Source organism: Rathayibacter sp. AY1F3 (assembly GCF_002931975.1).
Taxonomy (GTDB): Bacteria; Actinomycetota; Actinomycetes; order Actinomycetales; family Microbacteriaceae; genus Rathayibacter.
In genome coordinates, this window is the sequence record NZ_PSVF01000025.1 from 21424 (window position 1) to 48191 (window position 26768).

The following is a 26768-nucleotide window of genomic DNA, read 5'->3' on the forward strand; positions in this document are numbered from 1 at the left end:
CACTCCCCCGGAGCGACCGGGGCCGGCCCTCCCGCCGGCCCCGGTCGCTCCGACCCTTCGGCGCACCTGTTCGGCTGCGCCCCGCTCGAGAACGGAACGACGCGACATGACAGGTTCGCCTCCGATCGTCGAGATGAAGAACATCTCGATCAGCTTCCCCGGCGTGAAAGCCCTCGACGGCGTCGACTTCCGCCTGTTCCCGGGCGAGGTCCACACCCTCATGGGTGAGAACGGCGCCGGCAAGTCCACGCTCATCAAGGCCCTCACCGGCGTCTACCGCATCGACAGCGGAGACATCGTGATCGACGGGGAGACCCGTCGCCTGACCGGCACCGCCGACTCGCAGGCCGCGGGCATCTCCACCGTGTACCAGGAGGTCAACCTGGTCACGAACCTCTCCATCGGAGAGAACGTGATGCTCGGCTACGAGGTCCGCGGACCCTTCGGCATCAACTGGAAGGCCACCCACCAGGCCGCGAAGGTCGCGCTCGAGAAGCTCGGCCTCGGCCACCTCAACACGCGCCAGTCGCTCGCCTCGCTCTCGATCGCGATGCAGCAGCTGGTCGCGATCAGCCGCTCGACGGTGAGCGACTCCAAGGTGCTCATCCTCGACGAGCCGACCTCGAGCCTGGACGCGAACGAGGTCGAGAACCTCTTCGTCGTCATCCGCCGCCTCCGCGCGGAGGGCGTCGCGATCCTCTTCGTCTCGCACTTCCTCGACCAGGTCTACGCGATCAGCGACCGCCTGACGGTGCTGCGCAACGGCACCTTCGTCGGCGAGTACCTGACCCACGAGCTCGACCGCACCTCGCTGATCTCGAAGATGATCGGCAAGGACATCGCGGCGCTGCGCTCGCTCGACTCCGAGCGCGAGAGCCAGGACCACCTCTACCGCGACGCCCCGCTCTACACCGCGAAGGGCATCGGCAAGAAGGGCTCCATCGAGAGCACCGACCTGACGCTGCACCGCGGCGAGGTCGTCGGCTTCGCCGGGCTCCTCGGCTCCGGCCGCACCGAGCTCGCGCGCCTGATCTACGGCGTCGACAAGCCCGACACCGGCGAGATCACGATGCACGGCAAGAAGATCGACGTCCCGACGCCGACCGCCGGCCTCGCCCACAAGATCGCGTTCTCGAGCGAGAACCGCCGCGACGAGGGCATCATCCGCGACCTCTCGGTCCGCGAGAACCTCATCCTCGGCGTGCAGGCCAAGCGCGGCTGGGCCCGCCCCCTCTCCAAGAAGGAGAAGGACGAGATCGTCGGCAAGTACCTCGTCGAGCTCAACGTGCGCCCGGCCGACCCCGACCGCCCGATCAGCAAGCTCTCCGGCGGCAACCAGCAGAAGGTCCTCCTCGGCCGCTGGCTCGCCACCGCCCCCGAGATCCTCATCCTCGACGAGCCGACCCGCGGCATCGACGTCGGAGCGAAGGCCGAGATCCAGGAGAAGGTCGTCGCCCTCGCCGGCGAGGGCGTCGCCGTGGTCTTCATCTCGTCCGAGCTCGACGAGGTCGTCCGCCTCAGCGACCGCATCATCGTCCTGAAGGACCACCGCGTGATCGCGGAGATCCTCAACGGTCCCGCTGTCACTGCGGAGTCGATCGTCACTACCATCGCCGCAGAGGGAGTCGTCGACGAGGACGTCGTCGTCCTCGAGAGCGCCACGCAGGAGGCCGCATCATGAGCAGCGACACCCGACCCGCCCGGGGATCCGTCCTCGGCGGGATCATCCGCCGCCAGTACTTCTGGGGAGTCGTGGCGATCGCCCTGCTCCTCCTCGTCAACGTCGTCAAGGACCCGGGCTACCTGGCCGTCTCGGTCAGCCCCACCACCGGCTACCTCGTCGGCAACGTCATCGACATCGCCCGTGCCGCCGCTCCGATCCTGATGATCGCCGTCGGCATGTGCCTGGTCGTCGCGACCGGGGGCATCGACCTCTCGGTCGGCTCGATCATGGTCGTCGCCGGCGCCGTCTCGATGGAGTTCCTCAACTCCGCGGGAGCGCCGGACTCGCTCGGCGCCGCAGCGGGAGCCTTCGCGGTCGCCCTCCTGGTGGCCGCCGTGCTCGGAGCCGTGAACGGCGTCCTGGTCTCGGTGGTGGGCCTCCAGCCCTTCATCAGCACGCTCGTCGTGATGCTCGCGGGCCGCGGCCTGGCGAAGGTCATCACCGGCGGCCAGAACACCGCCGCCACCAACGAGCCCTTCCGCTGGCTCGCGAACGGGTACGTCTTCGGGCTCCCGGTCGTGTTCCTCCTCGCCATCGCGATCGTCGTGGTCGTCGGAGTCCTGGTGCGCCGCAGCGCGCTCGGCCTGATGATCGAGGCCATCGGCATGGACCCGAAGGCGGCCCGCCTCGCGGGCATCAACCGCCGGGGCCTGCTGATGACCGCCTACATCGGCAGCGGCATCCTCGCCGGAGTCGCGGGCGTGTTCGCCACGGCGAGCGTGATGACGGTCGACGTCTCGCGCACCGGCTACCAGCTCGAGCTCGACGCGATCCTCGCGGTCGTCATCGGCGGCACCTCGCTCGCCGGCGGCAAGTTCAACATCACCGGTGCCGCCGTGGGCGCGATCCTGATCGCCACCCTCGACAAGACCGTCGTGTTCCTCGGAGTCTCGTCCTCCGCGACGCCCGCCTTCAAGGCGATCGTCATCGTCGCGCTCTGCCTCCTGCAGTCCGAGCGCGTCCGCTCCGCCTTCAAGTCCCGTCGCGAGGCGCGCCGCAGCGTCCCGCAGAAAGAGGCGATCCCCGCATGAGTGCCGTGATGACCCGCTCCGCCCCTCCGGCGAGCACCAAGCGCACCTCCGGGGCGCGCGGCTGGCTGAGCCAGCACCTGGACAAGCTGCCCACCCTGGCCGCGCTGATCATCTTCTTCGGGATGATCGTCTACGGCGAGGCCGCCTACGGCCGGATCCTGCAGGCGAGCACGATCTCGAACCTGCTGGTCAACAACGCGCACCTGATCATCCTCGCCGTGGGCCTCACCTTCGTGATCCTCACCGGCGGCATCGACCTCTCGGTCGGCGCGGTGATCGCGTTCAGCAGCGTGAGCGGCGTGCTCCTGATCAACGCCGGCTGGAACCCCTGGCTCGTGATGGTCCTGATGGTCGTGATCGGCGCCCTGTTCGGCGTGATCTCCGGCGTCCTGATCCAGTACTTCAACGTGCAGCCGTTCATCGCGACGCTCGCGATGATGTTCCTGGCCCGCGGTCTCGCCTCCATGCTGAGCACCGTCCCGGAGCGCCTCCCCGAGGACTCGGCCGTGCTGAGCCTGGCCACGCCGATCAAGCTGATCGACGGGCCGAAGGTCAACGACTTCGTCATCAGCCCCGGCGTGATCATCGCGATCCTCGTCGTGGCCGGCGCGTTCTTCGTGCTGCACCGCACCCGCCTGGGCCGCACGGTCTACGCGATGGGCGGCTCCGAGCAGTCGGCGGCCCTGATGGGCCTCCCGGTGGTGCGGACCAAGCTGTTCATCTACATCATCAGCGGCACGCTCGCCGGTCTCGCCGGTGTGGTCTACACCGCCCGCCTCGGCAGCGCGCAGAACATCACCGGCACCGGCTGGGAGCTCGACGCCATCGCGGCGACCGTCATCGGCGGCACGCTGCTCACCGGCGGCGTCGGGTTCGTGCTCGGCTCGGTGGTCGGCGCCCTGGTGCTCGGCCTGATGAACGTCCTGATCACCCGTGACGGCGGCATCCCGCCGGAGGCGACCACGATCATCACCGGAGGCATCCTCCTGGTCTTCGTCCTCCTCCAGCGCGCCGTCATGGCCCGCAGCAAGACCTGACCGGGCTCCCGCCCGATCTCCCCCGGCGCCCCCTCGTCCCTCCGCGGACGAGGGGGCGCCGTCGTGTCCGGGGCGCTCCGCCGGCCTCAGGAGGCGGAGCGGCTGAGCGTCAGCGCGGCCTGCTCGCGGGTGGCGTAGCCGCATTCCTCGGCGAGGCGGGCGAAGTCGGCAGGGCCCCGCCGCCGCAGGCCGATCCGGCGCCGGAGGGTGCCCGCCCGGCGCGTCTCGATCTCCTCCGCCGGCGTGCGGCCGAGGAACGCGAAAGCCTCCGCGAGCATGCGGGGGCAGACGAGCAGCTCCCGGGCGAGCACCGCGGCGGAGAACGCCGGGTCGCGGTGGCGCGCCTCGATCACCGGGATCGCCTCCGCGTAGACCTGGTCCGCGCTCCGGGTCCGGACCCGCGGAGCGCAGTGCTCGACGATCCCCTCCAGCAGCAGTTCGCTCGCCCGCCTCACGCCGGCGGCCCCGAGCACGGCCGGATCCCCCTCGATCAGACTGGTGGCGAGGGCACGGGCAGGCGTCCAGACCGACTCGCGCACCGGCACGACCTCGTTGATCCGCTCGCGGACCCACCGGTGCTCGAGCACGGCGGCGTCGAAGCTCCAGGTGTACGAGACGGTCGGCCGCCGGTAGTCGATGCGCGCCGGGACCCTGGCGTCGAGGAGCAGGACGCTGTTCGGAGTCGCCTCGAGCACGCCCTCGTCGAGGACGACCTCTCCCCCGCCCTCGACGATCAGGGAGATGTGAACGCCCGCCGGCCTGTCCGCCCTGTCGACCGACGGCGAGGGGGCGACCCTGATCCCGTTCGGCCCCCACACCCGCGTCAGCGCGAGTCCCGGTCCATCCGCTGCGTCCATCCGCAGACCGGGAGCGCCGGTCCCGCGCTCGTACCAGGCGCGAGCGAACGCCTGCATCCGCTCCTCTGCGGCCCCCATCTCCCGCCTCCTCCGCGTCGAACGAACAGAATCCCTCATCTGTCGATCACCGCCGGACGTTCGCACGGATCTCCCAGGCCTCCGCGTCTCGCGCTCGGAATCCGGCCGCACGCCGTCGCCGGACCGGGAGGACGGCCACGGGGACCGTCCCGGTCAGCGGCGCTGGGAGAGCCGCCACAGCGCGCGGCGAGCGCTCCCCTCGGAGGCGAAGCCCGCCTCCTCGGACGCGCGCGCGAAGTCGGCGGTCGCCAGGGACCGCCCGCCGATCAGGAGCAGGAGGGTGCCCGCCCGGCGCCGCTCGAGCTCGTCGTCGGCCGTCCGACCGAGGAAGGAGAACGCGCGGGCCAGCGTCAGCTCCGACACCAGGAGCTCGCGGGCGAGCCGGGCGGCGGTGAAGGCGGGATCGCGGTGGCGCTCCTCGATCAGGGCCATGGCCTCCCCGTAGACCTCCTCGGCGCGGAGACGCCTGCGCGGTGCGGAGCCCTCGACCAGCTCCTTCAGGAAGGCCTCGCCCGCCCGGGCGACGGCGGGCTGCTCCGCCAGAGCGGGGTCGCCGTCGAGGAGACCGTTCATCAGCGCCCGCGCCGGGGCCAGGAAGGAGCCGGCGACCGGCAGGACCTCGCCGAGGCGCTCAGCGATCCAGCGCTGCTCCAGCGCCCGCTCGCCGAGCACCCAGGCGTAGACCACGGTCGAGCGGGGGAAGCGCGCCCCGGTCCGCGGTTCCGCGTCGAGGACCACCAGATCACCGCGGCCGCACTCGAGCATCCGTCCGTCCTGTCGGATGCGTCCACCGCCCTCGACGACCAGCAGCAGATGCGCGCCCGGCGGGTAGCGCGGCTGCCGCTTCTGCTCGAGGACGGAGCCCTCGGGGATCCACAGTCTGGTGATCTCGAAGCCGGGCGAGCCCGTCCCCTCTACCCGCAGTCCGGAAGAACGGGCCTCCATGCCGTTCCAGTGCTCGGCCATCCGCCGGTACATCTCGGCCGATCTCGCCCCCATCGGGTGCCCCCTCCTCGCGGGCACGCTGACGCCTCACCACGGGAGTGATTCGCAGCCGCCGCGCACTCCGTTTGTCACCGGACCGGTCACAGCGGACGGCGACGCTCCCTCTCATCGCACCGGCGGCGCCCCGGCGGCGTCGGGCGACCGACGGGATCGCCCGGTCAGGAGGGCCATCGCGATTCGGAACGGCGCCGGAGCACACCACTCCCTCCTCACGGCGGCGCCACTTCCTCCTCACCTGCCCCCGAGCGCTTGGGCAGACCGACCGCCCGCGGGAAGACTCCCCAGCGGTACGGCGCCCGTCGTACCCGCCGAAGCGACCGAGCGGACGACGACCGTCCTCCGAGCAGGCCGTCGGCGAGAAGACAGACCGAGGAGCTTCACTGTGACTTCCGACAACTCTCCCGCTGAGCAGGGTCCGCTGAGGCGACGCACCGTCGTCGCCGGCGCCACCTGGTCCCTGCCCGTGATCGCCGCAGCGACGGCCACCCCGGCCGCCGCCGCCTCTGCCACGCAGACCCTCGTGTTCAGCTCCATCCCGACCATGATCGCGTGCATGCCCAACACGGCGCCGATCACGCTGACCCTCACCGGCGGCACCGTCGCGAACGTCCCCGTGCGGGTGAACACCCCGCCCGGCTTCCGCTTCGGAGGGAGCGGGACCGACACCTTCGTGACCGACGCGAACGGAGTCGCCACCATCCCCGCCGGCAGCGTCATCGCCGGCCCCTCGACAGGCTCGGCCCTCGCCTTCGGCGGCTCGGCGAAGACGAACGCCCCGTTCCCGGTCCGCCAGACCGGCGACCTGCAGTACAGCACGGGCCTCGCCACTGTTCCCGAGAACTCCGGATTCATCCACACCTCCTCGCAGGGTGTGAACGGCAACGTCTCCGTCAAGGCGAACGGCGACATCTGGCAGTACCGGCGGTCCGACGGCTGGCAGAAGCTCGGCACGGGCGCCTCCACGGAGCCCAGCACGTCCGGGCTCACGCAGCAGCCGGACGGAACCTACAACGCGCACTGGATCAAGGACGGAGTCCTCCAGTACGGCAAGGCGCTCGCGACCGTTCCGAACAACTCCGGATTCGTCCGCACCTACGGTCAGGGCGCGGACGGGAACGTCTCCATCAAGGCGAACGGCGACATCTGGCGGTACAACCGCCAGGCCAACGAGTGGATCCTTCTGGGCACCGGCGCCAGCACCGAGCCGAGCGCGGCCGGCATCTCCGCGAACGTGGCCGGGACCCTGAACGTCCACTGGATCAAGAACGGAGTCCTGCAGTACGGCACCGCGACGGCCACCGTGCCGACCAACTCCGGATTCGTCCGCGTCTACGGCCTCGGCACCCGCGGCACGATCGCCGTGAAGTCGAACGGCGACATCTGGCGGTACACCCCGCAGGGGAACGTCTGGGACCTGATCGGCACCGGAGCCAGCACCGAGCCGAGCGCCGCCGGGCTGACCCAGCGGCCGGGCGGGACGTTCGAGATCCACTGGATCAAGGACGGAGTCCTGCAGTACGGCACCCGGCTCGCGACCGTTCCGGAGAACTCCGGGTTCGTCCGCACCTACGGTCAGGGAGCGGATGGGAACGTCTCCGTGAAGGCGAACGGCGACATCTGGTACTACAGCCCGGCGCAGAACACGTGGACCAAGATCGGCTCCGGTGCCAGCACCGGGCCCGATGCGGCCGGGATCACCGCCCAGGGAGACAACACGCTGAACCCCCACTGGATCAAGGCGAGAACCGACTGCCGCTGATCCGCGCCCGGCGGCCCTCTCCGCCCGCGTCCTGCCGAACCGCGGGCGAGGAGGGCCGCCTCCGCCCTCCCGCCGAGGACGGGCGCCTCGTCCGAGGTGGAACGCGCCACGCCGTCTCGGCGCCCCTCCCCCGGCCTAGCGTGGTCACCGCCCGCGCACCCCGTCCCCGCTGCGAAGGAGCCCGGTGACCGCTTCCGAGCAGCCGGCCGCCCCGCGCGGTCTCGTCGAGACGCTGCAGCTGAGCGGTCCCCGCGTGGAGGCGTGGCTGAGGAGCCTCGGCTGGGCGAGCGACGGAGCTCCGCCCCTGCACCTCGCCGGGGACGTGCTCGCCGTCGACGGCTTCCGGCTGAGCCGCCTCTGGCACACACCCGGCACGCTCCGGACCGACCCGCCCCTCCCCGCCCCCGACCGGGCCGAGGTCGACCTCATCGTCCCGGTCGCCGGCGAGATCGTCGTCGACGGCCCTCTCGAGGCCGCTCGTCTGCGGCCCGGCGGGCTCGCCCTCCTCCGACGCGACGACTCCGCTCGGTTCCGGGCGGAGGAGGACTCCGCCTGGCTGGCGCTGAGGACCTCCTGGGGCAGGCTCGGCCTCACGAGCGCACAGTCCGGCGGGCCGTCCTGCACGCTGCTCGCCGCCGACAGCTACAGCGGCGCCTTCGTCTCCCTCGTCAACGCGACCCTCAACGCGGACCTCTCGGCGGGCGATCCCGGCTTCAGCGAGCTGCGCCGGGCGCTCGAGGCGACCGCGTCGGCCCTGATCAAGCAGAGCCTGCCGCCTGCCCGTCCCGAGGACGGACTCGAGGGCGTCCTCCTCCGCGCGATCGCCGTCATCGACGCGGAGGCGGGTGAGGCGGACTTCACCGTCGGTGTTCTCGCGATGCGGCTCGGCGTCTCGCGGGCGACGCTGGACCGCGCCTTCCACCGCCGGGGCACGACCGTGGCCGCGACCCTCCGCGAGCGGCGCGTGCACCTCGCCGCGTCGCTACTCGCCGCGAGCCCGTCGCTCTCGCCCTCGGCCCGCGCGGCCGTGGCCGAGCGGGCCGGCTTCCGGACGCTGAGGGCGATGGACCGCGCGCTGAGCCGTTCGCGCGACGTCGACCGCGGCTGATCCGACCGGACATCGGCGTCCGCGTCGCTCCAGGATGCTCGCGGAATCAGTCGAACCGGTTCGCCTCTTATCTGGAGTGTCGGGAAATGATCCGGTTAGGCTCTTCACGTTGACGTCAACAAAGTGTTACCGTGAACATCGCCGCGTACGAAGCCGGCACACTCCCTCCCCTCAGCAATGGTGCCGACCCTGGAGCAAAGCGCGATGAAGCCTTTCCTGCGACCACTCGTCCTCGTGACGGCCGTAGCCCTCACCGTCCCCCTTCTGACGGCCCAGTCGGCGAGCGCCGCTCCCTCCGACAGCCTCGTCCTGCGCTACGCGCTCGACGAGACGAGCGGCACGACCGTCGCCGACAGCTCGGGCAAGGGCCGCACCGGCACGCTCGTCAACGGAGCCGCTCCCCGGGGGGCCGCGGGCGTCGCGCTCGACGGGACCGACGACTACGTCAAGCTGCCCGACAACCTGCTCGCGGGTCTGAATTCGATCACGGTCAGCACCGAGGTCCTGGTGAACGCGAACCAGGGCACGCCCTACTTCATCTGGGGCCTCGGCAACACGACGAACGGCGCTGGGAACGGCTACCTCTACACGACGGGCAACGGCTACAAGGCCTCGATCGCCACCGGCAACTGGACCACCGAGCAGACCGTCAACTCCAACGCGAACCTCGCGCGCAGCGTCTGGAAGACCCTCACCTACACGCTCGACGACGCCAGCGACACCGCACGCCTCTACCTCGACGGCACCCAGGTCGCACAGCAGACCGGAGTGACCATCACTCCCGCCGCGATCGGCAACGGCACCACCACCGCGAACGCGATCGGCCGCTCCGTCTACACGGCGGACAAGACCCTCGCCGGCTCGGTCCGCGACTTCCGCGTCTACAGCACGGCGCTCAGCGCGGCCGACGTCGCGACGCTCCAGGCCCCGGACAGCACGCGCGTCTCCCGCGACTCCGCCGCCCTGGACCTCGGGAGCCTCTCCTCGGTCTCCGCGAACCTCACCCTCCCGACGACCGGCCCCAACGGCTCCGCCATCGCCTGGGCCTCGAGCAACTCCGCGGTCGTCTCGACCAGCGGAGTGGTCACGCCGCCCGCGAACGGGGTCGCCTCGGTCGAGCTGACCGCCACGACGACCCGCGGTTCGGCCACGGCCACCCGCACCTTCACCGCCACCGTGCCCGCCAAGGACGTGAACGCCGACGCCCAGAAGGCGCTCGACGCCCTCTCGATCGTCAACTCCGGCGACGTCCGCGGCAACGTGACGCTGCCCGCGAAGGCCGGCTCCTACGATGTCGCCTGGGCCTCCTCGAACACGGCCGTGCTCAGCACGACCGGCGTCGTGAAGCGCCAGTCCGCCGCCACGCCCGTCACGCTCACCGCGACGATCGCCGGCACGACCGCGACGCGGCAGCTGCCCGTCACGGTGACCGCGGCTCCCGCGGACCTCGACACCGAGTACGACGCGGGCTACCTCTGGACCCACTTCGCCTCGACCGACTACGAGAAGATCTACTTCGGCTCCAGCACCGACGGCCTGCACTGGTCGAAGCTCAACAACGACAAGGCCGTGCTCGCCAACCTCGGCGGCACCCTCGGCGTCCGCGACCCGCACCTCGTGCGCTCCCCCACCGGGGACGAGTACTGGATCATCGGCACCGACCTGCACGCCGAGGGCACCGCTCCCGGCGGCACCTGGGACCAGACCAACGCGAGCAAGAACCTCGTCGTCTGGCGCTCGACGGACCTCGTGAACTGGAGCGATCAGAGCATCGTCTTCGCCGGCTTCCCCGACGCGGGCAACGTCTGGGCTCCCGAGGCGATCTGGGACGACGCGACCGGCCAGTACTACGTCTACTGGGCCGCCCGCGACAAGACGCTGACCGGCGGAGCCTCCGCCCAGCGCGTCTACGTCTCGACCACGCGCGACTTCGTCGGCTTCTCCACCCCGAAGGTCTGGCTGGACGAGAACCCCGCCGCCGGCGGCGGGAGCCGCGGCAGCATCATCGACACGACCATCGCGAAGGAGGGGGACACGTACTACCGCTTCTCCACCGCCGACTGGCGCACGGTCGTCGACAAGGCCCCGAGCCTCGCCGGCCCGTGGACCCGCGTGATCGGCTTCGGCGAGGAGAAGTCCCGCGGCCTCTCCGACCACCTCGAGGGCCTCACCGTCTACCAGCTGCCCGACGGCCGCTGGGTCGTCATGGGCGACTCGTTCGGCTACTCCGCCTACGTCACCGACACCCTCGCGGACATGCGGTTCACTGCCCTGCCCGTCGGCACCACCGGCGCGAACACGTACTCGTTCTCGAAGCCCTTCCGCCACGGCTCGGTGCTCCGCCTCTCGAGCGCCGAGGAGGCGCGCCTGACGGCCGCCTACGGCACCAGCAGCACCGGCCCCGCCGCGAAGCCGGTCAACGCGGCGGGCGAGATCCTCCGCTACACCTTCGACGGCGGCTCGGGCACCACGGTGCGCGACAGCTCGGGCAACAACCAGAACGGCACGCTGCCCTCGGGCGGCACCTGGAAGGACGGCTCCCTGCAGCTCGACGGCACCGACGACTACGTCAAGCTGCCGAACGACCTGCTCGCCGGAGTGACGGACCTCACCATCCAGTCCGACGTCTGGATCGACCCCGCGCAGGGCGGCGCCTACTTCCTCTACGGCCTGGGCAACACCACGAACGGCGCCGGCGACGGCTACCTCTTCACCTCGGGCAACAACTACCGCACCAGCATCGCGACCGGGAACTACACCACCGAGCAGACCGTCGCCGGCGGCTCGGCCCTCCCCCGCGGCACCTGGGCGCACCTGACGTACACGCTCTCCGGCACCACCGGCACGATCTACCTCGACGGAGTGAAGGTCGCCAGCGGCACCGTCACGACCGACCCGAAGGACATCGGCGGCGGCTCCACCTCGGCGAACTACATCGGGCGCTCGAACTACGACGCCGACAACCGCTTCCGCGGCCAGATCCGCGAGTTCTCGGTCTACAACCGGGCCCTCAGCGCCTCCGAGGTGCTCGCCGCCTCCGGCAACACGTCGGCCCTGGTCGACCTTTCGCTCAGCGGCGACGTCCTGAAGACGGCCCCGATCGTCGACTCGGCGAGCAGGACGGTCACCTTCCCGGTGAAGCCGGGGACCGACCTGACGAAGCTCACCCCGACCTTCTCCACCGCGGCGGGAGTCACGGCGAGCCCCGCCTCCGGCACCGTCCGCGACCTCTCCACCCCGCAGACGGTCGTGCTCACGCCCGCCGCCGGCGGCACCGCGACCACCTGGACCCTGAAGGCCGTCGTCATGAAGTCCCCCGTCCTCGCAGGCCTGAACGCCGACCCGAACATCGCAGTCTTCGGCGACACCTACTACCTGTACGCGACCTCGGACGGCTTCGCCGGCTGGGGCGGCAAGACCTTCTACGCCTGGTCCTCGAAGAACCTCATCGACTGGACCCGCTCGGAGCAGCCCTTCCTGACGCTGGACGGCGCGAACGGCAACGTGCCGTGGGCGACCGGCAACGCCTGGGCGCCGACGATCATCGAGAAGAACGGGAAGTACTACTTCTACTTCTCCGGCGAGAACTCCTCGCTCAACCGCAAGACGATCGGAGTCGCCGTCGCGGACAGCCCGATGGGCCCGTTCACGGCGCAGCCGACCGCGATGATCACCAACGGCGAGTCCGTGCGGTCCGGCCAGGCGATCGACCCCGCCGCGTTCACCGACCCGAAGACCGGCAAGAGCTACCTCTTCTGGGGCAACGGCGACCCGCTCTACGGGGAGCTGTCCGACGACATGCTCTCGATCAAGACCGGCACGATCAAGAAGATCAGCGGTCTGACCGACTTCCGCGAGGGCTCGTTCCTGAACTACCGCGACGGCCTGTACCACCTCACCTACTCGATCGACGACACCGGCTCCGAGAACTACAAGGTCGGCTATGCGACCTCGACCAGCGTCGACGGACCGTGGACCTACCGCGGCGTGATCCTCGAGAAGGACCCGTCGCAGGGCATCCTCGCCACGGGCCACAACTCGATCGTCAACGTGCCCGGCACGGACGACTGGTACATCGCCTACCACCGCTTCGCCATCCCCGGCGGAGACGGCCAGCACCGCGAGACGACGATCGACCGGGTGACCTTCGACAAGACGACCGGTCTCATGCAGAAGGTCGTCCCGACCCTCACCAGCGTCGCGGCGCAGACGATCGTCGACACTGCGCCGCTCGCGGCCTCGATCACGGGGAAGGCGACGGTGGGCAGCACGCTGACCGCCTCCGCCTCCTCCCCGTGGACGGCGACCGGCTTCCAGTGGAAGCGCGGCGGGACCGCGATCAGCGGGGTGACGGCGTCGAGCTACACGCTCACCGCCGCCGACCGCGGAGCGACGATCTCGGTGGCCGTGACCGCCGCGAAGCCGCAGTGGACGCCGGCGACGGCCTCCGCCTCCGTCGGTCCCGTGACCGACTCGGCACCCGGGATCGCCGTGACCACGACCGCCACGACGCGCTGCGTCGCGGGGAAGATCGTCGTCACCGCGACCGCCACGAACCCGAACGCCTTCGCTGCGAAGATCGTGATCGGCACGACGTGGGGCTCCAAGAGCTTCGCCGACGTCGCTCCCGGCGCCACCGTCTCGGCCGCCTTCACCACCCGGGCGACCAGCGTGACCGACGGATCCGCGACCGCCACGGCGACCGCGTTCATCGGCGGGAAGCCGGCCACGGCCTCCACGACCGCCCCCTACTCCGCGGCAAGCTGCAGCTGACCCGCGGGCACGACCCACACCCACTGAGATCGAGCCGGCGACGACGCCGGCCGGAGAACGGAGAACACCCGACATGAACACCCGATCCCTTCTGATCCGCGGAGCCGCCGGACTGGCCGGAGGCGTCCTCCTGCTCGGAGTCGCCGGAACGGCTTTCGCCGCCGAGGCCAACTACGGCAGCGACGACGTCGACGTCAACGTCGACATCGCCGACCTCCCCGGGACCGGCGCCCTCTCGATGACCGTCGCCGCGGACTCGACGACGCTGACCGAGACCGGCTCGGACAACGTCCGCCGCCAGTTCACCGGCACCCTGCCCACCGTCACGGTCACCGACACCCGTGACGCCGCGGACGTCTCCCCCGACTCCGCGTGGTACGTCATCGGCACGGCGAGCGACTTCACGTCGGCCGACGGCTCGACCATCGGCGCCGAGAACCTCGGCTGGACCCCGGACCTGGTCGACGGTGGAGACCTCGGCGAGGTCGCCGCGGGCGACGAGGTCGGCACCGCCATCGACGGCGGCGTCAACGGCGTCGGCCTGAAGGGCAAGGAGCTGCTCGCGATCGTCGCCAGCAACTCCCAGCAGGTCAACCCCGAGGGCTCCTGGAGCGCCGACGCCGACCTCTTCCTCCGCACCCCCGTGAACGTGGACGCCGGCGCGTACTCGTCCACCATCACCCTGTCGCTCTTCGAGTGACCCGTCGCGGCCGGGGGACGCACTCCCTCGGCCGCGATCCCACCACGGCCGACGCGGCCGGGCCCGCCCGCCCGGCCGCGTCGTGCTTCCCCCGTGCGACCATGAGGTTCTGATGACTGCTCCGCGCCGCTCCGCCGCTCCCCGCCGCCCGCTCCTCCCCGCGCTGCTCGCGCTGATCGTCGCCCTCCTCGGCGTGGGGGTCGCTCCGGCGGCCGTCGCGGCGGACGGAGCGATCACCTGGGCGGTCAGCCCCTCCACCGACGGCGTCCCCGACAAGCGCGCGTGGGTCGAGCTCGAGCTCGCCCCCGGCGCGAGCGCCTCGGACGAGGCGGTCGTGCAGAACCTCAGCGACCAGCCCGTGACCTTCAGCATCACCAGCGCCGACGGCTACTTCACCGACACCGGCCGCTTCAACATGCTGAACTCCGACCAGGAGTCGGTCGACGCCGGGCTGTGGATCTCCGCCCCCGAGACCGTGACCGTCGATCCGGGCAGCAGCGGCGTGGTGCCGTTCACCGTGACGGTCCCCGACAACGCCACCCCCGGCGACCACGCCGCCGGCATCGCCGCCTCCGTGCTCTCGCAGGGCACCGAGGCGGGAGGCGCGAACGTCGGAGTGGAGAGCCGCATCGGCTTCCGCGTGATGACCCGCGTGACCGGCGAGGTGACCCCCTCCTTCTCCGTCGAGGACCTGGCCAGCGACTACCGCCTCTCCTGGAACCCGTTCCAGCCCGGCTCCCTCTCGCTCGTCGCCGACGTGGTGAACACCGGCAACGTGCGCCTGCTGCTCGACGGCACGGCGAGCGCCCAGGGCGCCACCGCGCCCGTCGTCGCGGCCGACGCGCCCCAGCAGGAGCTGCTGCCCGGCGACCGGCGCAGCGTCTCGGTGCAGCTCGACGGCATCTGGCCCCTCTTCGGAGTCGGCGCCGACCTGACCATCGCACCGACCGTCGCCGCCGCCGATCAGGAGCCGGTCGCCACCGCTCCCGTGACGGAGTCGATCACGGTCGCCGCCGTGCCGGTCCCGCAGCTGCTCGTGATCCTCGGCGTCGCCCTCATCCTCGTGGCGCTGCTCGCCGGGCGCTCGCGCTCGCGCCGCCGCATCGCCGCCCTGGTGCAGCAGGCCAAGGAGGAGGGCCTGCGCGAGGGCGCGCGCGTCTCCTCCTGAGGACCCTCCGCTCGCCCCCCCCCTCCTGCCGCCGAGGGGACCCCGGGCCGTCGAGAGGATCCGCTACACCGGGTTCCCCCGACGGTCCAGGGTTCGCTCACCGCGCGGCCATGCGTCAGAGTGAGCGGATGACCACCACCTCCCTGGAGGCGCCGACTCGGCGTCTCGGCCTCATCGCGCTCATCGCGACCCTCGGCGGCCTCCTCTTCGGCTACGACACCGGCGTCATCAACGGCGCCCTGGAGCCGATGTCGGCCGAGCTGGGCCTCACCGCGCTGACAGAGGGGGTCGTCACCAGCTCGCTCCTCTTCGCCGCCGCGATCGGCGCGATCTCGGGCGGACGCCTCGCCGACGCCCTCGGGAGGCGGACCACGATCCGCCTGCTCACCGTGCTCTTCCTCGTCGGCGCCCTGGTCTGCGTGGTGGCGCCGGGCTTCGGCGTGATGGTCCTCGGGCGGGCGGTCCTCGGACTGGCCGTCGGCGGCGCCTCGGTGGTCGTGCCGATCTACCTCTCCGAGATCTCCCCCTCCGAGATCCGCGGCTCGCTCGCCGGCCGCAACGAGCTGATGATCGTGATCGGCCAGCTCGCCGCCTTCGTGGCCAACGCCGTCATCGGCACCGTCTGGGGCGAGCTGCCCAGCGTCTGGCGGATCATGCTCGCCGTCGCCGCGCTCCCCGCCGCCGCGCTCCTGCTCGGCATGACCCGGGTCCCGGAGTCGCCGCGCTGGCTGATCGCGCTCGGCCGACGCGACGAGGCGCTCGGCGTGCTCACGACCATCCGGACGCCCGACCGGGCCCACGCGGAGGCGGAGACCATCGCCCGCTCGATCGGCGCGAAGGACGGCCCGAGGATCCCCCTGCTGCAGGCGCTGCGCGAGCGCTGGGCGGTGCGCATCCTCCTGGTGGGCATCGGGATCGGAGTCGCCCAGCAGCTCACCGGCATCAACTCGATCATGTACTACGGCCAGTCGGTGCTGAAGGAGGCGGGCTTCGACCACGACGGCGCGCTCGTCGCCAACATCGCGCCCGGGGCGATCGCCGTGATCGGCGGCCTGATCGGGCTGCGGCTCATGCAGACGATGAACCGCCGCACGACCCTCCTGCTCGGCTACTCCCTGACCACCGCGATGCACTTCCTGATCGGCATCGCCTCCGTCGCGCTCCCCGTGGGGAACCCGGCGCGACCGTACGTGATCCTGGTGCTGGTCGTCGCGTTCGTGGGGAGCATGCAGACGTTCCTCAACATCGTCACCTGGGTGATGCTGTCCGAGATCTTCCCGCTGCGGATCCGCGGCGTCGGCGTCGGCATCGCGATCTTCTGCCACTGGATCACGAACGCGGTGCTCGGCCTGTTCTTCCCCACCCTCGTCTCCGGGGTCGGCATCACCGGAACGTTCTTCCTGTTCGGCGCCGTCGGCCTGCTCGCGCTCGTCTTCATCTGGAAGCGCGTGCCCGAGACCCGCGGCCGTGCCCTCGAGGAGGTCGAGGCGGGCGTCGTCTCCGGCGAGCTCCTGCGCCGCTGACGCCCGCCCTCGGGATCCGCCTACTGGTAGGTGACGAGGTCGGGGAGGGGGCGCACCTCGGCCATGGTCTCGGCGGGGGTGAGCATGGGCGCGTCCTCGTCGTAGAAGTTCTTCCAGCCCCAGCCGATGCCCTCGGGGGCGCCCTCGTGCAGCGCGTCCCAGGTCGCCTGCTTGTCGGGCTGCGAGCCCTGGCCGTCGACGTGGATGAGGAACTCCAGCTCGGGCCGGTCGCGGCGGATGCTGTCGCGGTCCTGCAGCATCGACAGCCGGAACTGGTGCAGCACGAACATCTTCGGCGGCAGCCCCTCGCTCTGCACCAGGTCTGCCAGCCACTCCGACACGCTGTCGACCTCGGCGGCCGAGACGCGCCCGATCTGCTCCAGCGGCTTCTGGCCGGGCAGCAGGCGCCACTCCGGGTCGAGCGCGAGGCCGACGTTGGGCAGCGACAGGAGGTCCGCGTACTGCTTCGCCTGGGTGAGGAAGTCGGTCAGCCCCGACTGCAGGTCGAGCACCACGTACATCCCCGCCGCCTGCGCCGCGTCGATGTAGGGGCGGATGTCGGCGGCGTCGAGCTCGTTGGAGTAGTCGCCGTCCTTGCCGGGGTCGCCCGCCGCGACCGTGGTGATGATCTCGAGGCTCGGCACGACCTGCTTGTCGGTGAGTGCCCGGTACGGCTCGGCCACCGCCTCCGCCCGCGCGATCGTGGGCTCGAGGCCCTGCTCCCCCAGCACGCCGAGGACGGGAGCGCCCGGAGTGCCGTAGATCGCGACGAAGAGGTGCCCGCCGAACATCCGTTGGCCGCCGCCCGGCAGCTGCCAGCCGCTCGCGGCCGCGCGCACGGCCCACTCGGGCTCGGGCTGGGCGGCGAGCACGGGGCCGAGCAGCAGCGTGCAGGAGGCGTCGGCCTCGGCGATCGCGGTCACGGCTCCGCCCGAGGCGAGCAGGTCGTCGCCGTCGACCACGGTGACGGGCACGCCGGCCGCGCGGGCGGTCGCCAGTGCGGCGACGTCGGCGTCCTGCGCACGGGCGAGGGCGTGCAGACCGGTCAGGGCGTCGGCCCGGGCCGGGAGGGCCCCGAACGGAGCGTCGGAGGCGGTGGACGGCGCGGCGGCGGCGAGGTCGGCGAGCGCCAGGTCGGTCACGGTCACTCCGGACGCGGTGCTGACGGCGGCCGCGTCGGAGTCGGAGGCGACGACGTCGACGCCCTCGGGCGCGGTGACGTCGCCGATCGCGAGCACGCGGGTCACGCCGAGGCGGGCGAACTCGGCGGCGAGGGCGTCGGAGGTCGGAGCGGTGGAGGACGGAGCGACGGACGGGGTCGCGGAGTCGGACGGCGTCGCCGAGTCCGACGGCGTCGCGGAGTCGGACGGCGTCTCGGAAGCCGTGGATCCCGCGGCCGCGGCGTCCGCGGTCGGGGCGGCCGTCGCTCCGGATCCCGCCGAGCCGACCAGCAGCGGCACGCCCCAGGCGATGCTCACCTGGGCGGCGCGCAGGCGGGACTCGGCGACGTCCTCGACCAGGACGACCAGCGGAGCCGCGGCGAACAGGGCCGCGCTCGCGGCGAGCGCGTCCGGGGCGAGCGCCACCGGCCCGCTCGGAGCCGCGGTGCGGGTGCGGGGCGCCTCCTGCTGGGCGTCGTCCGGAGCGGAGGAGTCGGGCGTGCAGGCGCTGAGCAGCGGGAGCACCGCGAGACCGCCGATCACGACGCTGCGGCGCGAGAGCCCGGAGCGGGAGGGGACGGAACGGGGTGTCGAGGGCATAGCAGGCCTCTCCTCTCGGAGCCCGATCGGGGCTCTCTGGTGCGTGGCTGGTCCTCTCGACTATCGCAGGCCCGGCGGCGGCGAGCGCCGAGGGGCCGTCCCGGGCGCGCCTCCGACGCCGTCCGGACAGGCAGAAGGGGAGCGGCGCCGCAGCACCGCTCCCCTTCGAGTGGCTGGATCAGACCGTGCGGGGGGCCTTCGCGAGGTTGGCCTCGAGCTCCTCGCGGTTCTGCCGCACCACGTAGGCGGGGCGGTCGCGCTCGACGCGCCACGACTCGCTCAGCGGCGTGATCGCGACGGTGTCGAAGCCGATCCGGTCGTAGAGGTCGGTCACGAAGTGGATCGCCTCGGGGTAGTCGCTCGACGTCGCGAGAGCGCGGCGGTCGGGCGTGCCGGCCGGGGTGCCGTCGGTGGTGATGTCGGCGGCCATGATGTGGTTGAACGCCTTGACGACCTTCGACTCCGGGAGGTGCTGCTGGAGCATCTCGCTGGTCGTGGTCTCGCCCTTGTCGAGCGCCTCGATGCGGCCGTCGCGCTCGAAGTAGTAGTTGTTCGTGTCGAGGACGATCTTGCCGGCGAGCGGGGCGACCGGTACCTCCTCGAGGTTCTTCAGCGGCACCGTCACCACGGCGATCTCGGCGGCCTCGGCCGCCTCCTGTGCCGTGGCGGCGCGGGCCTTCGGGCCGAGCTCCGCGATGAGGTCGGCGAGGGTCTCGGGACCGCGCGAGTTCGCGATGAACACGTCGTACCCGAGGGCGATGACCGCCCGTGCGACCTGGCTGCCGATGTTGCCTGCTCCGATGATTCCGTACGTCGTCATGCTGAGGAGAACGCGGAGGGCGCCCCGGCATTCCGCTCTGCGGCGTTCTCCCACGCCGCACCCAGGTGGGCCCGTCCCTCCAGTAGCCTCGGTCCTCGGGCGCCGCTGCCCGAGAAGGAGTCCGTGATGCCGCAGTACGACCTCCCGCTCGACCTCCTCGAGCAGTACGCCCCCGAGATCGCCGAGCCCGCCGGGTTCGCCGAGTTCTGGCGCGACACGATCGCCGAGGCGAGGGCCGTCGCGACCGAGCCGCGCCTCGAGCGGGTCGACGCCGGCTTCGGACTGCTCGACACCTTCGACGTCACCTACTCCGGCTTCGGCGGCCACCCGATCCGCGCGTGGCTGATCCTCCCCCGCGGCGTCGAGGGCCCCCTCCCCGGGCTCGTGACCTTCATCGGCTACGGAGGCGGCCGCGGGCAGCTCGCGGAGTGGACCGCGATGTCGGCCGCCGGCTACGCGCACCTGGTCATGGACACCCGCGGCCAGGGGTCCGGGCACCGCTCCGGAGCCACGCCCGACCCGGTCGGCAGCGGGCCGCACGTCTCCGGCTTCATGACGCAGGGCATCGAGTCGCCCGCGGAGCACTTCTACCGCCGCGTCTTCACCGACGCCGTCCGCGCGCTCGACGTGCTGCGCGCGCACCCCGCGGTCGACGCCTCCCGCGTGGCCGTCTCGGGCGGCAGCCAGGGAGGCGGGATCGCCCTGGCCGTCACGGGGATCCTGGGTTTGCTCGGCGAGTCGGAGTCGGCGCGCGCGGCGATCGTCGACGTGCCGTTCCTCTCCCACATCCCGCACGCCGTGCGGCTGGTCGACACGATGCCGTACGGCGAGATCGTGCAGTACCTGCACACCCACCGCGGCGCCGAGGCGCGCGTGTTCGACACCCTCTCGTACTTCGACGGCACCTCCTTCGCCCCCTACGCGCAGTCCCCCGCGCTGTTCTCGGTGGCGCTCCGCGACGACATCTGCCCGCCGTCCACCGTCTACGCCTCCTACAACCGCTATGCCGGACCCCGCGAGATCCGCGTCTACCCCTTCAACGGCCACGAGGGCGGCGAGGCGTTCCAGATCGGCGAGCACGTGCGCTTCCTGGGGCGCGAGCTGGCGTAGGAGGAGGAGCCGCCCGGTCTGCGGACGGGGGCGGTGCGCCCCGGCGCATCACCCGTTCCGACTCTCGATCATCGCGCTGCCGATGCGGTCCTCGAGGTCGGCCAGCTCGTCGAGGACGTCGCCGACCACCCAGACCCGCCGGGCGCCTCGACGGGCGTCGCTTTGTGACGCCGTGCGTCGCGCTCGGTACCCGTTCGCGGCTCCGCTGGGCACTATCGACTCCATGACCCGCCAGATCCGCTTCAACGCCTTCGACATGAACTGCGTCGCCCATCAGTCCTCGGGCATGTGGCGCCACCCCCAGGACCAGTCCTGGCGCTACAAGGACCTCTCGTACTGGACCGACCTGGCGAAGCTGCTCGAGCGCGGCACGTTCGACGGCATCTTCATCGCCGACGTGCTCGGCACCTACGACGTCTACGGCGGCTCGAACGAGGCGGCGATCCGCCACGGCGCGCAGGTCCCCGTCAACGACCCGATCCTCCTCGTCTCGGCGATGGCCGCCGCGACCGAGCACCTCGGCTTCGGCATCACCGCGGGCACCGCCTACGAGCACCCGTACCCGTTCGCGCGGCGCATGTCGACGCTCGACCACCTGACGAAAGGCCGCGTGGGCTGGAACGTCGTCACCGGCTACCTCCCCAGCGCCGCCCGCAACATGGGCCACGAGGACCAGCTCGAGCACGACGACCGCTACGACGTCGCCGACGAGTACCTCGAGGTGCTCTACAAGCTGTGGGAGGGGTCGTGGGAGGACGACGCGGTCGTCCGCGACCGCGAGTCGGGCGTCTTCACCGACCCGGCGAAGGTGCACGAGATCGGGCACCGCGGCAAGAACTTCACCGTCCCCGGCATCCACCTCTCGGAGCCGTCGGTGCAGCGGACCCCCGTCATCTACCAGGCGGGAGCGTCGCCGCGCGGCATCCGCTTCGCGGCGGGCAACGCGGAGGCGATCTTCGTCGCGTCCTCGACGAAGGCCGGCCTGAAGGCGACCGTCTCGCGCATCCGCGACGCCCTCGAGGCGGCCGGCCGCGACCGCTACTCCGCGAAGATCTACACGCTGCTGACGATCATCACCGCCGAGACCAGCGAGGCCGCGCACGAGAAGCACCGCGACTACCTCTCCTACGGGAGCGAGGAGGGGGCGCTGGTCTTCATGTCGGGCTGGATGGGCATCGACCTGTCGCAGTACGACCTCGACGAGCCGATCGGCAACGTGAAGAGCAACGCGATCCAGTCGGCCGTCGCCAACTTCCAGGAGGCGAACGAGGACGGCTCGGAGTGGAAGGTCCGCGACATCGCCAAGCTCAGCGTTATCGGCGGGCTCGGCCCGTTCGTCGTCGGCTCGCCCGCGGAGGTCGCCGACCACCTCCAGGAGTGGGTCGAGGAGACCGACGTGGACGGGTTCAACCTCGCCTACGCGATCACGCCCGGCACCTTCGAGGACGTGGTGGAGTTCATCGTGCCGGAGCTGCGCCGCCGCGGTGCGTACCCGAAGGAGTACGTCGAGGGGAGCCTCCGCCAGAAGCTGCACGGCCGCGGCGACCGGCTGCCGGAGGAGCACCTCGGCGCCGGCTTCCGCTACGCGCCGGCGGCGGTCTGACGACAGGGGGCGCCGGGCGGCCGGTGGGGGCAGGGGTCTCGATACGCCGCTCCGCGGCCGCGCCGGACGCACGAGCACCCCGCCGCGATGCGCGACGGGGTGCTCGTGACGTGCGGAGGGGCTCAGCCCTCGAAGGTGGCGTCGAGCGTGATGTCGACTCCGGTGAGCGCCTTGCTGACGGGACAGGTCTCCTTGGCCTCGTCGGCGGCCTTGAGGAAGGCGGCCTCGTCGATGCCGGAGACCTCGCCGCTCACGATGAGCTTGATGCCGGTGAGCTTGAATCCGCCGGCCGAGTCCGGGCCGAGCGAGACGTCGGCGCGGACGTCGAGCGCCTCGACGGTGCCGCCGGCCTGGCCGAGGACGGCCGAGAACTGCATCGCGTAGCAGGCGGAGTGGGCGGCCGCGAGGAGCTCCTCGGGGCTGGTCGAGCCGTTGGCGTCGTCGGCGGCGCGCTTGGGGAACGAGACGTCGTAGGTGCCGATCTTCGAGCTCGAGAGCTCGACCTGGCCCTCGCCGGTCTCGAGCGAGCCGTTCCAGGCGGTGCGTGCGGTACGAGTGGGCATGAGTCCTCCTTGGGGGGGGCGGGGAGAACCGTAGAACGATCGTTCTCCCCTGATGCGCCGAGCCTAGGTGGAACGCGCGGCGTCCTGCAACCACCGGCCTCGGACCCTCGGCGAGATGCCAGTCCGGTGCGCCTCCGTCGGCGTGTCGCGTACGGGAGCGGCTCTCGCGGAGGAGAGGACGGGGGCCTCGGTTCAGTGCACGAGCTTCAGGCCGACGACGCAGCCGACGATCCCGAGGACCAGCAGCGTGCGCACGAGCGAGAAGCCCTCGCCGCCGAAGAACATGCCGTAGAGCACGGTCAGCGAAGCGCCGATCCCGACCCAGACCGCGTACGCGGTGCCGGTGGGCAGCTCGCGCATCGCGTAGGCGAGGCCGGCCATGCTCGCGACGACGCCGACTCCGAAGACGACCGACGGGCCGAGCCGGGTGAACCCCTCCGACTTGCCGAGGGCGGTGGCCCACACGGCCTCGAGGACACCGGAGAGGATGAGGACGATCCAGGACATGACAGCTCCTACGAGTCAGTCTTGTCGCGTTCCGGGTACTGCTCCCTCGTCCGGTCGCCGTCATCGGCTCCGGACAGTCTGCCCGTGCGCGCTGGGCAGGCCCTGGGCAGCGCGCGGCGGGGGCGGAGCCGCCGCGACCGCGACTCCGCCCGCCGCCGTCAGCGCGGCTGAGCCGGGTTCGTCGGCACTCCGTGCGAGGGCGGATTGATCGGCGGACCGGACGTCGCCGGCGAGACCGGCGATCCGGACGACGAGCGGGACACCTCGGGCAGCGACTCCGGCACGCTGCCTGCCGGCTCCGCTCCCCCGCGCAGCTGCTCGAGGCGCGAGTGCAGGATCGTCGTCACCGGCAGGCGGTGCCCGTGCGCCTCCTCGTAGGCGAGCAGCGCGCCGAGGCCGGCCTCGTCGAGCGGGCGGATGCGCTCCGCGAGCGTGCCGAGCGGGATGTCGTTCCAGTCGGGGAGCGGCAGCTCCTCGCGGGAGGGTGTGTCGGTCATTCGTGCTCCTTCCGTTCCCTCCATCCCACGCCCCGGGCGGCTGTCCGCCCAGGGGCTTGACCGGTCGTGGGGCGAGCGGGGCTCGGCCGGGGGAGGACGGTCGGATGGTGCAGCCGGCCCGTCCCCCGCCGGATCAGGCGGTGCGGCGGGACGAGCGGCGGGTCGCCAGGTGCACGAGGACTCCGACCACGAGGAGGATCCCCGCGTAGAGCCAGACGATCGGGTCCTGCTGGCTGAGGAGCAGCACGCACGAGGCGACGCCGAGCACGGGGATCGCCGTCCACACGCGGAAGTGGTCGTGCTCGACCTTGTCGCGCCGCAGCACGAGCACCGAGACGTTCGTGCTGATGAACACCAGCAGGAGGAGCAGCACCACGGTCTCGGCGAGGGTCGCCAGATCGCCGACCAGGGTCAGGAGGCACGCCGCCAGCGTGGTCACCGCGATGGCCACCCACGGCGTCCGGCGCTTCGGCAGGACGCGGCCGAGCACGTCCGGGAGGAGGCCGTCCTTCGCCATGCCGTAGGTGACACGGCTCGCCATGATCATGGTCAGCAGTGCTCCGTTGGCGACCGCCACGAGCGCGATCAGGCTGAACAGCCACGCCGGCACCCCGGCTCCGCTCGCCGTCACGACGTCGAGCAGCGGGGCGGAGGATCCGGACAGCTCGTCGGCGGGCAGCGCGATCGAGCTCGCGAGGCCGACCAGGACGTACACCGCACCGGCCGTCAGCAGCGAGCCGAACAGCGCGCGCGGGTAGACGCGGCTGGGGTCGCGGATCTCCTCGGCGATGTTGGCCGAGGTCTCGAAGCCGACGAAGGAGTAGTACGCGATGATCGCCGCGCCGAGCACCGCCAGCGCCGGCGCCTGCTCGGAGCTGAGCTCGACCGTGCGGGAGAGGTCGCCGCCTCCGCCCGCCACCAGCAGCGCGACGCATCCGATCACGATCAGCAGGCCGCCGACCTCGATCACGGTCATCACCGTGTTGCTGAGCAGCGACTCCGCGACGCCCCGCGCATTGAGGCACGCGACGAGGATCAGGAAGACGATGGCCGTCGGCACGGTCGGCACGTCGAGGAAGGTGCCGAGGTAGTCGCCGGCGAACGCGAGCGACAGACCGGCCGCGCTGGTCACTCCGGCCGCGAGCATGGCGAAGCCGACCAGGAACGAGACGATCGGGCGCTGGAAGGCCCGCTGCGCGAACACCGCCGCGCCTCCCGCCTTCGGGTACTTGGTCACCAGCTCGGCGTAGGAGCCGGCGGTCAGCAGCGCGAGGCCGAGCGCGAGCAGGAGGGGCATCCAGACGGCGCCGCCGACCTCCGCCGAGAGCGTGCCCATGAGGGCGTAGATGCCCGCGCCGAGGACGTCGCCGAGGATGAAGAAGTAGAGCAGCGGGCCGGTGATGCGGCGGCGCAGGGAGGTGCCGCCGGCCTCTCCGGCCGCGGGGGCGTCGCTCGTGGTGGCCATGTCGTCCTCTCGTCGCGCGCTCGGGAGCGAGCACGACGGGCCACGCTAGGGAGGAGGGGGCCGGGAGGTCGAGAAGGTTGACCGGGCGGGGTCGAGGGCGCTACACGCGCGGGACGGGGCGTCTGCGGAGCGGGCGCCTGCGGGCCGGGCGCGACTTGCGGGCCCGGCGCCTTCCGCGGGCCGGGCGCGTTCCCCGATCGGGCACGGCATGCCGCGCCCCGCGCCGGCCGTCAGCCGAGGACGACGTGCTCCCCGCCGCGCTGCTCGGCGATCTCCTCGCCGACCTCCTCCGCCTCCTGGCGCGACTCGTGGTGGCTCAGCGGGACCCGGGCGTGGGCGATGCGGTTGTGCCAGCCCTGCTCGTCGGAGTAGGTCTCGATGGGGAGGACGGTCGTGGTGCTCATGGTGCTCCTTCGTGGTGGTCCCTCCATGGCACCTCGCGCCCCCCGCCGCTCGGGAGAGGGTTGACGCGAGCCCGTGTCTCGAGCAGGACCGAGGCGTCTCGGCGGTCCAGCAGCGAGCGGCGGCGGCGCGGCGGGTCAGGGCGAGACCATGCCGCCGTTCACGTTGAGGGTCTCGCCGGCGACGAAGCTCGACTCGGCGGACGCCAGGAACACGTAGGCCGGGGCCTGCTCGGCGGGCTGCGCGGCACGGCCCATCGGCGACTCGCTGGAGCCGAAGTCGGGCAGGCTCTCGGGGTCGACGCCGCCGCTCACCTGCAGGGCGGTCCACGTCGGGCCGGGCGCCACGACGTTCACGCGGATGCCCTTCGCGGCGAGCTGCTGCGCCAGGCCCTTCGAGAGGTTGTTGATCGCGCCCTTCGTCATCGCGTAGTCGAGTCGGTCGGGGGCGGGCTTGTGCGCCTCCGCCGACGCCGTGTTGATGATCGTGGCGCCCGCGGGCAGGTGCGGGAGGGCCGCGCGGATGATCCGGAACGGAGCGAAGACGTTGACCGCGAAGGTCGCCTCGAACTGCTCATCGGTGATGTCGAGCAGGTCCTCCTTCCAGATCTGCTTCCCGGCCACGTTGACCACCGCGTCGAGCCCGCCGAGGCCCTCGACCGCCTCCGACACGAGCCGCGTGCAGTACTCGGCACTCGTGAGATCGCCGGGGATCGGCACGGCGGTGCGCCCCTCCGCGCGGATCAGCCCGATCACGTGCTGCGCGTCCTCCTCCTCGCTCGGGAGGTAGGCGAGGGCGACGTCGGCCCCTTCGCGGGCGAAGGCGATGGCCACGGCGGCGCCGATCCCGGAGTCGGCCCCCGTGATGAGGGCGCGGCGGCCCGCGAGCCGGCCGGTGCCGCGGTAGCTCTCCTCGCCGAGGTCCGGCACCGGGGTCATCCGCGACTGCAGCCCGGGCTCGGGCTGCTGCTGGACCGGCGGAGTCACATCCGGGTACCGGGTGGCGGGGTTCGTGAACGTGTACTGGTCGGGCATGGCTCCTCCGTCCGCGGCACCCGGATCGGGCCGCTCCCCTCCATCCCAGGCGAGCCGCGCCTCCGGGGCCACCCCGTGCACGGGCGGGCGGCGCTGTGGTAGCCGGCGCCGCGCCTGCTCGGAGGACCGGCACGGCGACCCGGACGTGCCGGTGCTCCGCTCCGCGGATGAACACCGGACGACAGTGGGCTCCCCCGCGCGCCGACGCCGCGCGGGCGTGCGAGGCTTGATGGTCGTCCCCCTCC

At 71.9% G+C, this 26768-nt stretch carries 22 protein-coding genes and 1 riboswitch; of the genes, 11 read left to right on the top strand and 11 right to left on the bottom strand.

Annotated features, from left to right (window positions below):
* The first annotated feature begins 106 nt into the window (after positions 1-106).
* From C5C39_RS13665 to C5C39_RS13675, 3 genes are read left to right on the top strand one after another with little or no spacing between them, the layout of a single operon-like run.
* A complete protein-coding gene (locus tag C5C39_RS13665) occupies positions 107-1681 on the top strand; it encodes a sugar ABC transporter ATP-binding protein (RefSeq protein ID WP_104222393.1) in 1575 nt (524 codons plus the stop codon).
* Positions 1678-2754 carry an ABC transporter permease gene (locus C5C39_RS13670; protein ID WP_104238658.1) on the top strand — a complete coding sequence of 359 codons (1077 nt, stop codon included), beginning with the start codon at positions 1678-1680 and terminating at the stop codon, positions 2752-2754. Before C5C39_RS13665 ends, C5C39_RS13670 begins: the two co-directional genes overlap by 4 nt.
* On the top strand, positions 2751-3791 hold the full coding sequence (locus C5C39_RS13675; protein ID WP_104222391.1) for a sugar ABC transporter permease: 1041 nt from the start codon (positions 2751-2753) through the stop codon (positions 3789-3791). The genes C5C39_RS13670 and C5C39_RS13675 overlap by 4 nt, the downstream gene beginning before the upstream one ends.
* Before the next feature lie 86 nt (positions 3792-3877).
* On the opposite strand, the gene C5C39_RS13680 is transcribed toward C5C39_RS13675, so the two are convergent.
* Together C5C39_RS13680 and C5C39_RS13685 are read right to left on the bottom strand one after the other, a co-directional pair.
* Positions 3878-4726 carry a hypothetical protein gene (locus tag C5C39_RS13680; protein WP_104353627.1) on the bottom strand — a complete coding sequence of 283 codons (849 nt, stop codon included), beginning with the start codon at positions 4724-4726 and terminating at the stop codon, positions 3878-3880.
* A 153-nt stretch (positions 4727-4879) separates the two neighbouring features.
* Positions 4880-5725: a hypothetical protein gene (locus C5C39_RS13685; RefSeq protein WP_104353628.1), complete on the bottom strand. Its 846-nt coding sequence runs from the start codon at positions 5723-5725 to the stop codon at positions 4880-4882.
* A gap of 388 nt (positions 5726-6113) precedes the next feature.
* On the opposite strand from C5C39_RS13685, the gene C5C39_RS13690 reads away from it, so the two are divergent.
* From C5C39_RS13690 to C5C39_RS13715, 6 genes are all read left to right on the top strand, one after another.
* Positions 6114-7490 (top strand): hypothetical protein, encoded by a 1377-nt coding sequence (locus C5C39_RS13690; protein ID WP_104353629.1) that lies wholly within the window; start codon positions 6114-6116, stop codon positions 7488-7490.
* A gap of 184 nt (positions 7491-7674) precedes the next feature.
* Positions 7675-8598: a helix-turn-helix domain-containing protein gene (locus C5C39_RS13695; protein WP_104353630.1), complete on the top strand. Its 924-nt coding sequence runs from the start codon at positions 7675-7677 to the stop codon at positions 8596-8598.
* A 204-nt stretch (positions 8599-8802) separates the two neighbouring features.
* A complete protein-coding gene (locus tag C5C39_RS13700) occupies positions 8803-13371 on the top strand; it encodes a family 43 glycosylhydrolase (RefSeq protein WP_181136394.1) in 4569 nt (1522 codons plus the stop codon).
* A 73-nt stretch (positions 13372-13444) separates the two neighbouring features.
* Entirely contained in the window at positions 13445-14071 is a 627-nt protein-coding gene (locus C5C39_RS13705) for a hypothetical protein (protein ID WP_104353632.1), read from the top strand.
* Between the two features lie 112 nt (positions 14072-14183).
* On the top strand, positions 14184-15239 hold the full coding sequence (locus C5C39_RS13710) for a WxL protein peptidoglycan domain-containing protein (protein WP_104353633.1): 1056 nt from the start codon (positions 14184-14186) through the stop codon (positions 15237-15239).
* A gap of 128 nt (positions 15240-15367) precedes the next feature.
* A complete protein-coding gene (locus C5C39_RS13715) occupies positions 15368-16762 on the top strand; it encodes a sugar porter family MFS transporter (protein ID WP_258075840.1) in 1395 nt (464 codons plus the stop codon).
* Between the two features lie 20 nt (positions 16763-16782).
* Here the strand turns inward: C5C39_RS13715 and C5C39_RS13720 are convergent, their stop codons facing one another.
* Both C5C39_RS13720 and C5C39_RS13725 read right to left on the bottom strand, forming a co-directional pair.
* On the bottom strand, positions 16783-18522 hold the full coding sequence (locus C5C39_RS13720; RefSeq protein WP_104353635.1) for a hypothetical protein: 1740 nt from the start codon (positions 18520-18522) through the stop codon (positions 16783-16785).
* 178 nt (positions 18523-18700) lie between these two features.
* Positions 18701-19342, bottom strand: coding sequence for an NADPH-dependent F420 reductase (locus C5C39_RS13725; protein ID WP_104353636.1), 642 nt, complete (start codon positions 19340-19342; stop codon positions 18701-18703).
* 126 nt (positions 19343-19468) lie between these two features.
* Here C5C39_RS13725 and C5C39_RS13730 point away from each other — a divergent pair, with 126 nt between their 5' ends.
* The gene (locus tag C5C39_RS13730) at positions 19469-20452 is read left to right on the top strand and encodes an acetylxylan esterase (RefSeq protein WP_104222380.1); all 984 of its coding nucleotides are present in this window, start codon (positions 19469-19471) and stop codon (positions 20450-20452) included.
* A 48-nt stretch (positions 20453-20500) separates the two neighbouring features.
* Here the strand turns inward: C5C39_RS13730 and C5C39_RS17610 are convergent, their stop codons facing one another.
* On the bottom strand, positions 20501-20665 hold the full coding sequence (locus tag C5C39_RS17610; RefSeq protein WP_181136395.1) for a hypothetical protein: 165 nt from the start codon (positions 20663-20665) through the stop codon (positions 20501-20503).
* 10 nt (positions 20666-20675) lie between these two features.
* On the opposite strand from C5C39_RS17610, the gene C5C39_RS13735 reads away from it, so the two are divergent.
* Entirely contained in the window at positions 20676-22055 is a 1380-nt protein-coding gene (locus C5C39_RS13735) for an LLM class flavin-dependent oxidoreductase (RefSeq protein WP_104353637.1), read from the top strand.
* Between the two features lie 122 nt (positions 22056-22177).
* Here the strand turns inward: C5C39_RS13735 and C5C39_RS13740 are convergent, their stop codons facing one another.
* From C5C39_RS13740 to C5C39_RS13765, 6 genes are all read right to left on the bottom strand, one after another.
* Entirely contained in the window at positions 22178-22618 is a 441-nt protein-coding gene (locus C5C39_RS13740; protein ID WP_104222378.1) for an OsmC family peroxiredoxin, read from the bottom strand.
* A gap of 192 nt (positions 22619-22810) precedes the next feature.
* Positions 22811-23125: a multidrug efflux SMR transporter gene (locus C5C39_RS13745; protein ID WP_104222377.1), complete on the bottom strand. Its 315-nt coding sequence runs from the start codon at positions 23123-23125 to the stop codon at positions 22811-22813.
* A 9-nt stretch (positions 23126-23134) separates the two neighbouring features.
* A riboswitch (guanidine-III (ykkC-III) riboswitch) is annotated at positions 23135-23198 on the bottom strand.
* An 85-nt stretch (positions 23199-23283) separates the two neighbouring features.
* Entirely contained in the window at positions 23284-23622 is a 339-nt protein-coding gene (locus tag C5C39_RS13750; protein ID WP_104257715.1) for a hypothetical protein, read from the bottom strand.
* 133 nt (positions 23623-23755) lie between these two features.
* The gene (locus tag C5C39_RS13755) at positions 23756-25087 is read right to left on the bottom strand and encodes an APC family permease (RefSeq protein ID WP_104353638.1); all 1332 of its coding nucleotides are present in this window, start codon (positions 25085-25087) and stop codon (positions 23756-23758) included.
* Between the two features lie 230 nt (positions 25088-25317).
* On the bottom strand, positions 25318-25491 hold the full coding sequence (locus C5C39_RS13760; RefSeq protein ID WP_159940661.1) for a DUF2188 domain-containing protein: 174 nt from the start codon (positions 25489-25491) through the stop codon (positions 25318-25320).
* Between the two features lie 135 nt (positions 25492-25626).
* Positions 25627-26523 carry an SDR family oxidoreductase gene (locus C5C39_RS13765; protein ID WP_104353639.1) on the bottom strand — a complete coding sequence of 299 codons (897 nt, stop codon included), beginning with the start codon at positions 26521-26523 and terminating at the stop codon, positions 25627-25629.
* Positions 26524-26768 lie beyond the last annotated feature (245 nt).